Raw genomic sequence first — 13,258 nt, forward strand, 5'->3', positions numbered from 1 at the left:
TATTAATCTGTGGTCTGTTTGAATAGCCCTGTAGCTGCGAAGTGAACTACATTAGGATTGCACCGCAGGATTGCAGCGCGCCCTGTTGGGAGTTGTGAGAATGGCACCGAATGACAGCTTTACGCGCAACGGGCTGGAAATAAGCCGAAGCGAGTTCGTGCTGGAGAGCACCACTGACAGTGTTGCGGTACTCGATCGCGACTGGCGCATTCTCTACCGCAACAGACAAGCAATCGATCTTCTGAAGGGCCGCGACATCAGTATCGGAAGAAGCCTCTGGGAGGCGTTCCCGGAAGCGTTCGGCGGTCCATTTCATCAGAACTACACATGGGCGCTTGAGCACCAGAAGCCGGTGGTATTCGAAGAGTACTTGGCCTCGATGAATATCTGGTTCGAGGTTCATGCCTACCCGAGCGAGGAGACACTCACGCTGTTCTTCCGTGATGTCACGGAGAAGAGGCGCATCCGGGAGCAACTGACCTATCTTGCGCGGCACGACACGCTCACAGGCGCTTACAATAGAACGTATGCCCATGAGCGATTGGACGCTCTGCTTGAAGAGGTGCGCCGCAAAGATCAAGAGGCGGCGGTGCTGTATATCGACCTGGATCACTTCAAGGAGGTCAACGATAGCTATGGGCATCCCTTCGGCGACGCGCTTCTTAAGGCAGTCGCAACGAGGATCAGGAGCCTTGCCAAGGACGACGATATCCTTGCGCGGCTGGGCGGCGACGAGTTTCTGCTGGTAACGCGTCACACGAGGCCGACGGAACGTCTGGAACGGTTGGCGGACAGCCTTATCGAGGCTCTCGGCGCGCCTTTCCATATCGACGACTGTCAGGTGGAAATCGGCGCCAGCATCGGCATCGCGAGGGTTCCCAAAGACGGAAGCCAGACCGAGGAACTGCTCCAAAATTCGGATGCGGCGCTGTACTGGGCAAAGCGTGAGCGCAACAGCTATTGCTTTTTCGGGCAAGAAATGGCCGAGAAGGAGAGGGTGCGGCAAGAACTCAGAGCGGATCTGACACGCGCTCTTGATGGAGGGCAGTTGAAGCTCCATTACCAGCCGATCTTCCACGTCCGCTCCGAACGTCTCGTCAAATTTGAAGCGCTCCTGCGTTGGCATCATCCGGAACGCGGGCTCGTGTATCCGGGTGAGTTCATTCCGCTCGCGGAGGAAACGGGACTCATTACGGCCATCGGCGATTGGGTCATGAAGGAGGCTTGCGCCGAAGCCGCGACCTGGCCCCAGAACGTCGGCATTGGCATCAACCTCTCGCCCGCGCAATTTCGGCAAAGCCTTCCGTTCAAGATCGCGGATACACTCCAGAAGTCCGGCTTGCACCCGGACAGGCTCTACCTGGAGATCACCGAAACGGTTCTGCTTCAGAGCACAGCCGAGAATTTCGCTCTACTGGAACAGCTCAACTCTCTCGGCGTGAAGGTGGTGCTGGACGACTTCGGATCCGGCTATGCCTCGCTGGGCTACTTGCGCGAGTTTCCATTCCACGAGATCAAGATCGACCGGACGTTCGTGGCCGACGACAGTCCCCAGGCCCAAGCCATTCTCGACTCCGTTACGCAGCTCGGTCATGCACTGGGCGCGCGCGTCACCGCCGAAGGCGTCGAGACCATCGCGCAGCTGGAACGGGTGCGCGGGATCGGCTGCGACAAGGCGCAAGGCTTCCTGCTCGGCCGTCCGGTCGCCGCATCGGAGGTGCACAAATTCATTCGGCTCGACAGCGCCCCCGATGTCATCCCGCATCGTGTGAGCTCGCGGAAGAGCACCTTTCGGACCATGCATCAGCCGGTACGGCAAACGAGGCTCAGCGGCGTCTTCCGCTGACGGGAAGGCTCGGCGTCGACACCCACGCACCGACACCCCACAAAAGCCCCTGCGCGACAAACCGGCGCCGGACGCAAGAGAGGCGCCGATGCTTTTGCGCCGGCGCCTCCAGGTGTTCATTCGCGAATGAATACCGGTGGGCTTGCTAGCCCTCTTCAGCTTCCTCCATCGGATCGGGCTCGGCCGGAGCGTCGTCCATGCCCTCGTCGGCCGGGGCCTCATCCATCATGTCATCGGCCGGTGCCTCGTCGGTCATCCCTTCCTCGGCCATGGTGCCTTCTTCCATGTCGTCCTGAGCGAAAGAGGGGGTCGACAGGGAGGCGGACCCAAGCAGTAACGCCGTTCCAAACATCAACGCACTAAAGAGCTTGAGCATTCTCTTCGTTCCTTCGATTAGAGGCGCGGCCAGTCGCCGCGCAACGGAAAGTAGTGGGTCAAAAACGTCCCCTGACAAGTAGGAAAATGCAGACGTTCCGCGGAAAAACGCTGGAGGAAGAAGATAGTTCCCTGAGCGGGATCGGAACCGGACACCGCGCGGTTCTCGAGACCGTTCCAGCGTCCCGGCCGGACCGGCGGCGCAGGCGAGACGCCGTGTTCCCGGCGGCGCTCCGCGCGTTCGTGACATGCATTTCACACGGACTGCGCCTATGCTCGCCTCAGCCCTGAACGGGCTCAACGGGAACACGGCGGGCGGGACGGTGTTTGCCTCGTGGGTTTGCCGCGTATGCAACCCCGCCCAGCCGAAAGTCGAACATAGGGAGAGCGTCATGCCATATCTATCCGGTGTCCTAACCGGGATCATCCTCACCATCGTGGTCGTCTTCCTCATCGATCATGTGGGCGACGAGCCGGAAAGCCGCGACATCGTCAATTGGGACTATGTTGGCGGCGAACTTGGCCAGTCCGCGGGCAAGGTCGCCGACGAGGTGCGCGAGGAAGTGCACAAGGCAACGGCGCCGGAACCGGCCGAAGCGCCTGCGGCGGCACCCATGGCAGCGCCGGAGCCCGCGCCGGAGCCGGCTTCCGAGGCCATGCCTGAGACAGCGCCGGCCACGCCGCCCGCGACTACCGACACGCCATAAGGCTTCTTTGTTTGCCCTACCGCGCTAACGCGCTACTTGAGGGCATTGTCGTTTGCCCTATCGCCTAGCGGCTACTTGAGGGCATTGTCGTTTGCCCTACCGCGCTAGCGCATTACTTGAGGGCTGGCTTTTTTGCGCGCTACCGCCTGGCGGCTGCTTGAGGGCGTGAGTGTGCGGTCTTGGAGGCCGCGCGCCTAAAGCCCACGGGCCCAGGCCGGCCTCAACGGGGCCGCGTCCGGCGCGGCGATGGCAGCGCGCAATTCTTGCAGCAGGCGCGGCTTATCGGCGCCGAGCGTGCCCTTCAGGATCAGCCAGTTCGAGGCGTGATCGCTGCGGAAGACTGTCCGTTTCAGCTCTAGCTGGGACAGGAACCGCTCCATTTCCTGCATCAAGGCCAGCACGCTGAGCGGCTCGAAGTCGCCGAAATTTTCACGGAAGCGTGCCTCGCCTTGGGGGAAGCTGACCACAAGCGTGGCGAGATATTCAGGCTGCACGGCATTCATCAGCGCGGCCGAGTTGTCGGCGTGCTGAGCCGACAGCGCCTGGCCGCCGAGGCCGTTGAGGATCATCACCGAGCGTTTGATCCCCGCCTCCTGCAGCTTCTGCAGCGACTCCCGCGTCGTCTCGAAGGTCTCGCCCTTGTTGACCCGCGCCAGGACGTCGTCGTCGCCGGATTCCGCCCCCACATAGACGAGCGACAGGCCGAGATCCCTCAGCTCCCGAAGCTCCGCCACCGATTTCTTCCGCAAGTTTCGCGGCAGGCAATAGCTCGAAACCCGCCGGACGCTCGGCAGCTCCTTCCGAACCGCCTCCAGAATGCCCACGAGCCGGCGGGTCGACAGCGTCAACGCATCGCCATCGGCCAGGAAGAGGCGCTCGACGCCGTTCCCCAGCCTTTCGGCGCAGTCCCGGATGTTGGCGAGCACTTCCTCCTGATCCCGCGGACGGAAACGCTTCTGCGGGGCGGTGTACATTTCGCAGAACGTGCACTTGTTCCAGGAGCAGCCGTCCGTGACAGGCAGGATCAACGACTGCGCTTCGCTCGGCGGGCGGTAGACGGGTTCGACATAGCGGATGGGGAGGGCGGTCATGGGTTCGCCAGCGGTTCCGATACGGGTGAAGCGGTGAGGGTAGAGTTTACTGTAAACAAGCGTGCCGAGGCTAATGTTTGCTCCCCGCCGTCATACCCGCGAAAGCGGGTATCCAGTAACCCGTGCCGCGCCGGGTCCTTCGCCCTCGAGAGCCACGGTCTGGCAGCCGCGCGTCCTCTTTCGAACGAGCGACGTGCACAGCGCACGGCAGGTCTCTGGGCCATGGACACGTTTCAGGCCCGCCCCGCGACATAGTCCTTCAAGGCGTTGGCCTCCATCTCCATCTCGCCCAGCCGGTATTTGACCAGGTCCAGCATGTTGATGATCCCCGCGAGCGTGCCGTCCTCCGTCACCGGGATATAATGGATCTGATGCTCGTCCATGAGTTCCAGCACCCTGGACAACGGCGCGCCGATGTCGACGCTGACGACGTCGTGGGTCATCAGCTCGCGCAAGGGCCGGTCGACCACATCGCGGCCATGGGCTTTGAGCCCTTGGGCGATGTCGCGCTCCGTGATGATGCCGAGAATTTCGCTGCTGTCGTCGGTGACGACAAGGGCGCCGACATCGTCGATGTCGAGCTGGTTGATAACGTCATTGAGGGTGAGATCGGACTTGATGACTGGGACAAACGAGCCCTTGCCTTTGATCAGGCGTTTGACGCTCATCGGACCACCTCCTTCTCCGGGACGTGACGTTTCCTCCGCATGAACCGTGGCGACCGCCAAACGGCGGCCAAAGATATTGGAAGGCCCGGCGGTCTTTTCAAGGCCGGCCCGCCGCCTCGTTGGATACCCCGATGGCTTTCTTTGCGCGCTACCGCCTAGCGGCTGCTTGAGCGAGTCTTTCTTGCCCTATCGCGCTAGCGCGCTACTTGAGGGCGGCAAGGAACCTCTCTTTGTCATCGCCCGGCTTGACCGGGCGATCCAGTACTCACCAATTTAGCGATGTGAAAGACCATCGCTACTACGTCTACATGCTCGCGAGCCGCATCGGCGGCACGCTCTACGTTGGTGTGACCAACGATCTCATCCGGCGTATTCACGAACACAGAACCAAAGCTGTTGAAGGCTTCACCAAGCGATACGGCGTTGCGCGACTCGTCTACTTTGAACAGTTCGACGACATCACGGTCGCGATCGAACGCGAAAAGCGGCTCAAGAAATGGAGACGCGCGTGGAAGGTCAAGCTCATTAAGGAGCATAATCCCAACTGGGACGACCTCTACGCATCGATCACAAGCGCCTGAGTCTACTGGATGCCCGCCTTCGCGGGCATGACAGCCGAGAGTCAAATGCGCACGCCAAGGCATCCCGTCGCGTAGACACGACAAGGGCGCGGCAGATTCTCTACGTCTCAAAACAACAGCCCTCACGCAGTGGGGACTTCGTCCCGAAGGGACTTGCGGGGCGCTGGTCGGCCGCCGTCCTGTATTAGTATTGGGCAGCCTTCCGGCGCCCCGCATGGCGTTTGGACAGTGCTTCGCACACGCTACTAAACCTGCGCGAAGCTCGCCTCGACGCCGCAGCGATGTTTTAGAGCCCCATGCCGCACGGCTTACCTCCAGTGGCACAGGCACGCGCGAAGCGCACGCACCTCACCCGACGACCCACGCGTTACAACGCAGGTGGGCGGATTAGGGACCCCCGAGGCTGGTCCGTTAGCCGCGACGCGGTTGTCCGGGCTTGCTCATTCTCATCGGGCCCATCCGTACCGCGCCACCCCGGGCGCTGCATCCCCCGCCCCGAGAGCAGACGGTCTGCAGCTCGCGTCCTCATCGAACGAGGGATGAAGGCAGTCTACGGCAGGCTTCGGGGAGGGGGATAAGAGTTTTTGAGGTGCGGACGTCAGCCCGGGGCCGCGGGCCATCATTTATCTAATCACAAAATGTCAGGCGCATCTTGAAATCCAATGAAGCACGTCATATATAATAAGAAACTTAGTTCATAGAAAAGGATTTTCGATGGCCAAGATCTATCGGGCTCTCCCACCCGAGGCTGAGTCGACATCGGGGGGCACAGCTTCGCTTGGTGACAGCAACGCCGCAAAAGCGGAGTTCGAAGCAATGAAGATAATCCACCAGGTACTTGAGCCCCTTGCCCCGCAGGCAAGGGAGCGCGTGATCAAGTATATTGTCAGTCTTCTTGAAATCGGTGTGACGATTGCCGAATCCGGAATCACGGACACCAGCGATGCCGATGTGGCGGCAGCCGATGAAGCTGCCAAGAGTGCGGCCTCATATTCCTCATTTGCAGACCTATACGATGCGGCCGATCCAGAAACTGGCGCGGAGAAGGCTTTGGTCGCTGGCTATTGGCTTCAAGTCTGCGAGCAAAGTGACACGTTCACGGCCCAGGCCGCAAACAAGCTGCTCACAAACCTCGGGCACAAGATCGCCAACATCACGCTCGCCTTCGCTCCGCATCAGACTTCTAGGCCGGCTTTGGTGCTTCAGGTGTCCAAGAGTGGAAGAAGTCAGCAGGCGCGTAAGACCCTGAAACTAAGCCGAGCGGGCTTAAACCGAGTTGAGGAGATGATCAATGAATAGCGACACTGATCCGGCCAAGATTCATATTGACTTGCGGCGTGGCGTAATCGAGGCCGAGGGGGACGCTGCCTTCGTGAAGGAAGTCTACGAGGACTTCAAGGCGAAGGTCCTTGAGGCAAAGCTGGAGCCCCTTGCGCCTCAGCCGTCAAGCAGTATGGCACTCAATCCGCCACCCGAGATTGACCAACCGACTGCAAAGACCAAGGGCAAGACTAAGAACAAGGCCAAGGGCAAGGGCGCTGCGTCCGCAAAGAACGGCAAGTTGGACAAGGACCTGAATCTCTATGGCGGCGACGGCGCCCCCTCGCTGAAGGACTACCTCGCCGGTTTCGAGGTCAAGAACAACAAGCACAAGAACGTTGTGTTTATCTCGTACCTCAAAGACAAGCTTGAGCTTGAGCCTATCAATATCGACCACATCTTTACGTGCTACCACGTTGTGGACAAGCTCCCAAAGGCGCTGAGGCAGAGCCTCTACGACACCGGTGCTGATGGCTACATCTACTTCTCGGTAGACGACCCTGACATCACCCTCGCTCCAGGCGGCATGAACTGGCTCAAGGATAACGTAAAGCCCCAGGCAGCCTGACATGAGCGCGATTAGCGATACGACCCTTCAGATAGCGTTGAAGAGCAGTGCTGATCAGCAGACGGCCGTGCTGACGGTACTAGCTGCGCTAAACCAACCATCGTCAGTAAAGGAGATACAAGACAAGGCGTGGGCAGTTGGGCTGCGGAAGATGAAGAAGTGGAATGTGGGTCAGGTACTCAAACGGGCAGATGACCGAGGCTTTGTGTCTCGTCTGCCAGAAGGCTGGATGCTGATGCCCGCAGGGTTGGATGAACTTCGTGGAAAAGGCGTTCCCCTAAAGCCCAAGCTCATCGCTGATGCTACGCACAACCTACACACCCACATTGCTTCGATCACCGACCCCATCCGTAGGGCCTTCGTCCAGGAGGCAATAGACTGCTTTGAGGCCGGTCTCAACCGAGCTGCTGTGGTACTGTCGTGGGTAGGCGCGGCTTGGATTCTTCAAAATCACGTTCTCAACAACGCACTCAAGCCGTTCAACGCTTCTCTGGCAGCGCGCTTCCCCAAAGCCAAAACGATCAAGACGATCAAGAATTTCGTGCCCCTCGGAGAAGCTGACTTTTTACAGGTATGCGAGGACGCGGGCATCATCGACAAGGCTGAAAAGAAACAGCTTCAGCAGCGTCTTGACCTGCGCAATGACTGCGGCCATCCCAACAATCTTACGATAGGCGAGCATCAAGTCGCTAGCCATCTCGAATTCCTACTCCAGAACGTGTACGAAAAATACTGAAGCTACTCCGCAGCTTCGGCCTTCTTCCGTGGGCTGCGTTTCCCGCTAGCGGCTTTTTTGGCGGGCGTCTTCGCCGCGCTGGAGCCCGAGGCTCCGCGTCGGCCCAACAGCTCCTTGAGATACTGTCCCGTGTAGCTGTCCTTGACGGCCGCCACTTCTTCGGGCGTGCCGGTGGCGACTACGTGTCCGCCGCCGTCGCCGCCTTCGGGGCCGAGATCGATGATGTGGTCGGCCGTCTTGATCACTTCGAGATTGTGCTCGATAACGATCACGGTGTTGCCTTGGTCGACCAGCTCGTGCAGCACCTCGAGCAGCTTCGCCACGTCGTGGAAGTGCAGGCCCGTGGTGGGCTCGTCGAGAATATACAGTGTACGTCCCGTCGCGCGCTTGGACAGCTCCTTGGAGAGCTTGATGCGCTGGGCCTCGCCGCCGGACAGCGTCGTCGCCTGCTGGCCCACATGGATATAGCCGAGGCCGACCCGGGCGAGGGTGAGGAGCTTGTCGCGCACGGACGGCACCGCCTTGAACAGCTCCGCCGCCTCGTCCACGGTCATGTCCAGCACGTCGGCGATGGACTTGCCCTTAAACTTGATCTCCAGCGTCTCGCGGTCGTAGCGCTTGCCCTTGCACACGTCGCAGGTGACGTAGATATCCGGCAAAAAGTGCATCTCGATCTTGATGACGCCGTCGCCCTGGCAGGCTTCGCAGCGCCCGCCTTTCACGTTGAACGAGAAGCGGCCCGGCTTGTAGCCGCGCGTCTTCGCCTCGGGCAGCTCGGCGAACCATTCGCGGATGGGCGTGAAGGCGCCCGTATAGGTGGCCGGGTTGGAGCGCGGCGTGCGGCCGATCGGGCTCTGGTCGATGTCGATGACCTTGTCGAGATGTTCGAGCCCCAAGATCTCGTCGTAGTCGCCGGGGAGCTCGCGCGCGTTGTTCAGCTTGCGGGCCACCGCGCGGTAGAGCGTCTCGATGAGGAAGGTGGATTTGCCGCCGCCCGAGACGCCCGTCACGCAGGTGAAGAGGCCGAGCGGCAGCTCCACGTCGATGTCTTTCAGATTGTTCTCGCGCGCGCCCTTGACTTTAAGGGCGCGGCCACGCTTCGGCTTGCGGCGCTCCTTGGGCAGTTCGATCTGCCTCAGCCCCACGAGATACTGTCCCGTGAGACTGTCCGGGGACTGCATGATCTGCGCAGGGGTCCCTTCGGCCACGACCTTGCCGCCGAGCGCGCCGGCGCCGGGACCCATGTCCACCACGTGATCGCTTTCGAGGATCGCGTCCTCGTCATGCTCGACCACGATCACCGAGTTGCCGAGATCGCGCAGGTGCTTCAGCGTGTCCAGCAGGCGGGCATTGTCGCGCTGGTGGAGGCCAATGGACGGCTCGTCCAGCACGTAGAGGACGCCCGTGAGGCCGGAGCCGATTTGGCTGGCGAGGCGGATGCGCTGGCTCTCGCCGCCGGAGAGCGTGCCGGAGGCGCGGGCGAGAGTCAGATATTCGAGACCGACGTCGTCGAGGAATTTCAGCCGCTCGCGGATCTCTTTCAGGATGCGTTCGGCGATTTCGTTTTGCTTATCGGTCAGTTCGCCGGGCAGGGCGTCGAACCATTCCTTGGCTTCGCGGATGGAGAAATCCGACACTTCGCCGATATGGAGCCCGGCGATCTTCACCGCGAGCGCCTGCGGCTTCAGGCGGTAGCCGAGACAGGCCTCGCATGGCTGGTCGGACTGATAGCGCTCCAGCTCCTCGCGCACCCAGTTGGATTCGGTCTCGCGCCAGCGCCGCTCGATATTGGTGATCACCCCTTCGAAGGGCTTCTCGGTCGTGTAGCGGCGCACGCCGTCGTCATAGGTGAACGCGACCTCGTCGATGGAGCCGTAGAGCACGATCTCGCGGAAGTCTTCGGGGAGGTCCTTCCACGGCTTCGTCATGGGCTGCTTGTAGTGCTTGGCGACGGCCTCCAGCGTCTGCTGGTAATAGGGCGAGGTGGCGGACGTGCGCGTCCAGGGCGCGATGGCGCCGCGGTTCAGCGACAGGGAATCGTCCGGCACGACGAGGTCCGGCTCGAAGAACAACTCCGTACCAAGCCCGTCGCATTCGGGACAGGCGCCGTAAGGGTTGTTGAACGAGAAGAGGCGCGGTTCGATCTCCTCGATGGTGAAGCCCGAGACGGGGCAGGCGAACTTCGCCGAGAAGATGATGCGCTTGTCCTCGCCAGGCCCGCGCTCGTCGGCGAACTCGGCAATGGCGATGCCGTCGGAAAGCGACAGCGCGGTCTCGAGCGAGTCCGCGAGCCGTGCAGACATATCGGACCGTACCACGACCCGGTCCACCACCACGTCGATGTCGTGCTTCAGCTTCTTGTCGAGCTTCGGCGCCTCGGAAATCTCGTGGAACGCGTTGTCGATCTTGACCCGCTGGAAGCCTTTCTTCTGCAGCTCGGCCAGTTCTTTGCGGTACTCGCCCTTGCGGCCGCGCGCGATCGGCGCCAGCAGATAGAGCCGCGTGCCTTCGGGCAGCGCCAGCACCCGGTCGACCATCTGGCTCACGGTCTGGCTCTCGATGGGCAGACCCGTGGCGGGCGAATAGGGGATGCCGACCCGCGCCCAGAGCAGGCGCATATAGTCGTAGATCTCCGTCACCGTGCCCACGGTCGAGCGCGGGTTCTTGGAGGTCGTCTTCTGCTCGATGGAGATCGCCGGCGACAGACCCTCGATATGGTCCACGTCCGGCTTCTGCATCATGTCCAGGAACTGGCGCGCGTAAGCCGACAGGCTCTCCACGTAGCGCCGCTGCCCCTCGGCATAGATCGTGTCGAAGGCGAGCGAAGACTTGCCGGAGCCGGAGAGGCCCGTGATGACTACGAGTTTTTCGCGCGGCAGGTCGAGGGACACGTTCTCGAGATTGTGTTCCCGGGCGCCGCGAATGGAGATGGATTTTGCCGTCATACTGCGGGGTAATGTCGGGGGATGCGGCCCCGCACGCAAGGCATAAGAGGCCGCAGGCGGGCGTTGTCCGGGCCATTTTTCATCAGGACAGCAGCGCCAGCTTCTTCAGGCGCGAGCGGATCGCGCCCGGTTTCCGCCCCAGGATTTCGGCAATTGCGGTCGGGCTTTCGCCCACATGGTGCAGGCGGCGCAGTTCCTGCTCCTCCGCCTCGGTCCAGGGGGCATAGGCCTTGCCGTGGGTTTGGCGCAGGGTGGCGACGTCGTAGCTCTTCCCGGCCGCATCGGCCGCGCTCCCCGCATGCGCTTCCATGAAGGCCTGCTGCCGCAGATCGAGCTCTTTCGGCCCCAGACGCTCCATGGCTTGAAGCGCGTCCTCCGACGCACTGCGGAACTCGGCGTCCTTCTCGATGGCCTGCGGGTGGACCTGCAGCGCGCGCTCGTTGAGCCCCAGCAGCTGCAGCCCTTTGAGGCTGCGCAGGCGGGAGAGGGCGACATAGCCCTGTCCGAACTCGAAGGCCTTTGACAGATCGATCACGGCGGCATCCAGCGACATGCCCTGGCTCTTGTGGACGGTGATGGCCCATGCCAGCCGCAAGGGGTGCTGGGTGATGCTGGCCCGTTCCGAGCCGCCTTCCTCGATCTTCCAGGTGACGGGCTCGGTGACGATGCGCTTGCCGGCTTTGGTGCGCACGACCGGGTTGCCGGTTTCGGCGTCGAAGTCCTCGACCAGCCCCAGCGTGCCGTTGACGTAGCGTCCGGCCGGATCGTTCTTGGTGAACATCACAACGGCCCCCAGTTTCAGGGCCAGCGTCTCCGGCGACAGGCACCCCCGCTTGAGGGCGTCGATGGCGAATTGAGCGCCTTTGCCAGTCATGGGGAAGATATGCGGTTCACCCTCGAGCTTCGCGAGCTGCTGCCGGTTGATGTCGTCCACGGCGGCGTTGTGCGTGAAGAGCCGCGTCCGCGTGGGCGGCAGCGTATCGTGTGCGACGATGCGCGCGGCGAGACGCTCGCGGTGAACATCGGTGCAGGCGTTGGCACGGATCGCATCGAGAATATCGAGGAAGGGGCGATCTTCCTGGCGATGCTGTTCGGACAGATAGCAGACGGTGGGATCGAGATCGCGCCAAGCGGCGGAGCCGTGGGCAAAACTCGCGTCTGCCTCGTCTTCGTCGCCGCCGAATTGCAGCATGCCGTCGTCGGACTGCCGGCGCACGACCGGCGGCAGCTGAAAGAAATCGCCGACCAGCACGACCTGAAGGCCGCCGAACGGGGCGTTCGTCGCCCGCACATGGCGGCAGACCGTGTCCGCCAAGGTCAAGGTCCGGGCGGGCAGCATGGACACTTCATCGATGACGAGGACTTTGGTCTTTTCGATGCGTCCGGCGAGGCGGCGGTTGCCGGCGATAGTGTCCAAGTCGCGCCGGGAGAGGGCGCTTTTGACGCCGACGCCGCTCCAGGCATGGATGGTGACCCCATGGCCGTGCGTGGCGGCGATTCCCGTCGAGGCTGTGTAGGCATAGGGGATGCCCGCCTCGGCCAGGTCCTCCAGGTAGCGGTTCACCGTGTGGGTCTTGCCGCTGCCCGGCCGGCCCGTGAGGAAGACGCTGGCGCCGGTCTTGAGCAGCTCCAGGGCCTCGTCTTGCGTCATCACTGTCTCCTATCGCGCGCACTCTCCGAACTGGAGATGGCGGGGAATGAGTTGTACCCATTCAAACGACATCAAGGTCCGATTCGCGAGCGCTAACAAAAACCATGACCATGACCCGCACCCAGTATGTCATTGCCGCCGGTCTGATCGTGGCGACCGCACTCGTGCTTTACGCCATGGGCCATCCATGGATCTGCAAATGCGGCACCGTGAAGCTCTGGCACTTCCAGGTGGTGAGCTCGGAGAACTCCCAGCACATCTTCGACTGGTATACGCCTTCGCACATCATCCACGGCTTCCTGTTCTACTTCCTGTTCTGGCTGATCGCGCCGCGGGCCTCGTTGGGCACGCGGCTGCTTCTCGCCATCGGCGTGGAAGCCACGTGGGAGGTCGTGGAGAACACGGACTACGTCATCGATCGCTATCGCGAGGCCACGGTGGCGCTCGACTATTACGGCGACAGCGTCCTCAACTCGGTGAGCGACATCCTGTTCATGGTCTTGGGCTTTGTGCTCGCAGCCCGGCTGCCGGTGTGGCTCACCGTGACCATCGCCATCGGCTTCGAGGTCTTCACCGGGATCATGATCCGCGACGGCCTCGCTCTCAACGTGCTGATGCTGTTGTGGCCGAGCGAGACGGTGCTGCGATGGCAGAATAGCCGGTGAGTTCAGGCGCGTGTCATGGTTCGAGGCCCAGCCAGCATCCTGCGGCGCGAGGGCGATAGCCCGAGCCTCGAAGGACCGGTGGGCACCTCACCATGACGGATGCTG

Annotated in this window: 12 protein-coding genes; 7 read left to right on the plus strand and 5 right to left on the minus strand. The window is 61.9% G+C overall.

The window, feature by feature from the left end; translation table 11 throughout:
* Positions 1-100: 100 nt before the first annotated feature.
* A complete protein-coding gene (locus tag GL4_RS09005) occupies positions 101-1,846 on the plus strand; it encodes a putative bifunctional diguanylate cyclase/phosphodiesterase (protein WP_052464294.1) in 1,746 nt (581 codons plus the stop codon).
* A 145-nt stretch (positions 1,847-1,991) separates the two neighbouring features.
* On the opposite strand, the gene GL4_RS09010 is transcribed toward GL4_RS09005, so the two are convergent.
* Positions 1,992-2,222 (minus strand): hypothetical protein, encoded by a 231-nt coding sequence (locus tag GL4_RS09010; RefSeq protein ID WP_045366795.1) that lies wholly within the window; start codon positions 2,220-2,222, stop codon positions 1,992-1,994.
* Between the two features lie 391 nt (positions 2,223-2,613).
* Between GL4_RS09010 and GL4_RS09015 the strand changes: the two genes are divergently transcribed.
* Entirely contained in the window at positions 2,614-2,928 is a 315-nt protein-coding gene (locus tag GL4_RS09015) for a hypothetical protein (protein WP_156137483.1), read from the plus strand.
* Between the two features lie 194 nt (positions 2,929-3,122).
* On the opposite strand, the gene GL4_RS09020 is transcribed toward GL4_RS09015, so the two are convergent.
* Both GL4_RS09020 and GL4_RS09025 read right to left on the minus strand, forming a co-directional pair.
* Positions 3,123-4,019: a radical SAM protein gene (locus GL4_RS09020; RefSeq protein ID WP_045366799.1), complete on the minus strand. Its 897-nt coding sequence runs from the start codon at positions 4,017-4,019 to the stop codon at positions 3,123-3,125.
* A 233-nt stretch (positions 4,020-4,252) separates the two neighbouring features.
* Positions 4,253-4,687 carry a CBS domain-containing protein gene (locus tag GL4_RS09025; protein WP_156137484.1) on the minus strand — a complete coding sequence of 145 codons (435 nt, stop codon included), beginning with the start codon at positions 4,685-4,687 and terminating at the stop codon, positions 4,253-4,255.
* A 308-nt stretch (positions 4,688-4,995) separates the two neighbouring features.
* Between GL4_RS09025 and GL4_RS09030 the strand changes: the two genes are divergently transcribed.
* The 4 genes from GL4_RS09030 (at position 4,996) to GL4_RS16730 (ending at position 7,892) form a co-directional block, all read left to right on the plus strand.
* Complete coding sequence (locus tag GL4_RS09030; RefSeq protein ID WP_045369856.1) at positions 4,996-5,268, plus strand: GIY-YIG nuclease family protein; 273 nt, start codon at positions 4,996-4,998, stop codon at positions 5,266-5,268.
* A gap of 714 nt (positions 5,269-5,982) precedes the next feature.
* Positions 5,983-6,567 (plus strand): hypothetical protein, encoded by a 585-nt coding sequence (locus GL4_RS09035; RefSeq protein ID WP_045366801.1) that lies wholly within the window; start codon positions 5,983-5,985, stop codon positions 6,565-6,567.
* Complete coding sequence (locus GL4_RS09040; RefSeq protein ID WP_045366803.1) at positions 6,560-7,156, plus strand: hypothetical protein; 597 nt, start codon at positions 6,560-6,562, stop codon at positions 7,154-7,156. The genes GL4_RS09035 and GL4_RS09040 overlap by 8 nt, the downstream gene beginning before the upstream one ends.
* Position 7,157: 1 nt before the next feature.
* Positions 7,158-7,892, plus strand: a complete 735-nt coding sequence (locus GL4_RS16730) for a hypothetical protein (protein WP_052464298.1) — start codon at positions 7,158-7,160, stop codon at positions 7,890-7,892.
* A 2-nt stretch (positions 7,893-7,894) separates the two neighbouring features.
* Here the strand turns inward: GL4_RS16730 and uvrA are convergent, their stop codons facing one another.
* Both uvrA and GL4_RS09055 read right to left on the minus strand, forming a co-directional pair.
* Positions 7,895-10,837, minus strand: coding sequence for an excinuclease ABC subunit UvrA (gene uvrA / locus GL4_RS09050; protein ID WP_045366805.1), 2,943 nt, complete (start codon positions 10,835-10,837; stop codon positions 7,895-7,897).
* Between the two features lie 82 nt (positions 10,838-10,919).
* On the minus strand, positions 10,920-12,488 hold the full coding sequence (locus tag GL4_RS09055) for an AAA family ATPase (protein ID WP_045366807.1): 1,569 nt from the start codon (positions 12,486-12,488) through the stop codon (positions 10,920-10,922).
* Positions 12,489-12,598: 110 nt separating this feature from the next.
* On the opposite strand from GL4_RS09055, the gene GL4_RS09060 reads away from it, so the two are divergent.
* Entirely contained in the window at positions 12,599-13,153 is a 555-nt protein-coding gene (locus GL4_RS09060) for a DUF2585 domain-containing protein (protein ID WP_425283170.1), read from the plus strand.
* The last annotated feature ends 105 nt before the right edge of the window (positions 13,154-13,258 follow it).

The organism is Methyloceanibacter caenitepidi, assembly GCF_000828475.1.
GTDB classification, from domain to species: Bacteria; Pseudomonadota; Alphaproteobacteria; order Rhizobiales; family Methyloligellaceae; genus Methyloceanibacter; species Methyloceanibacter caenitepidi.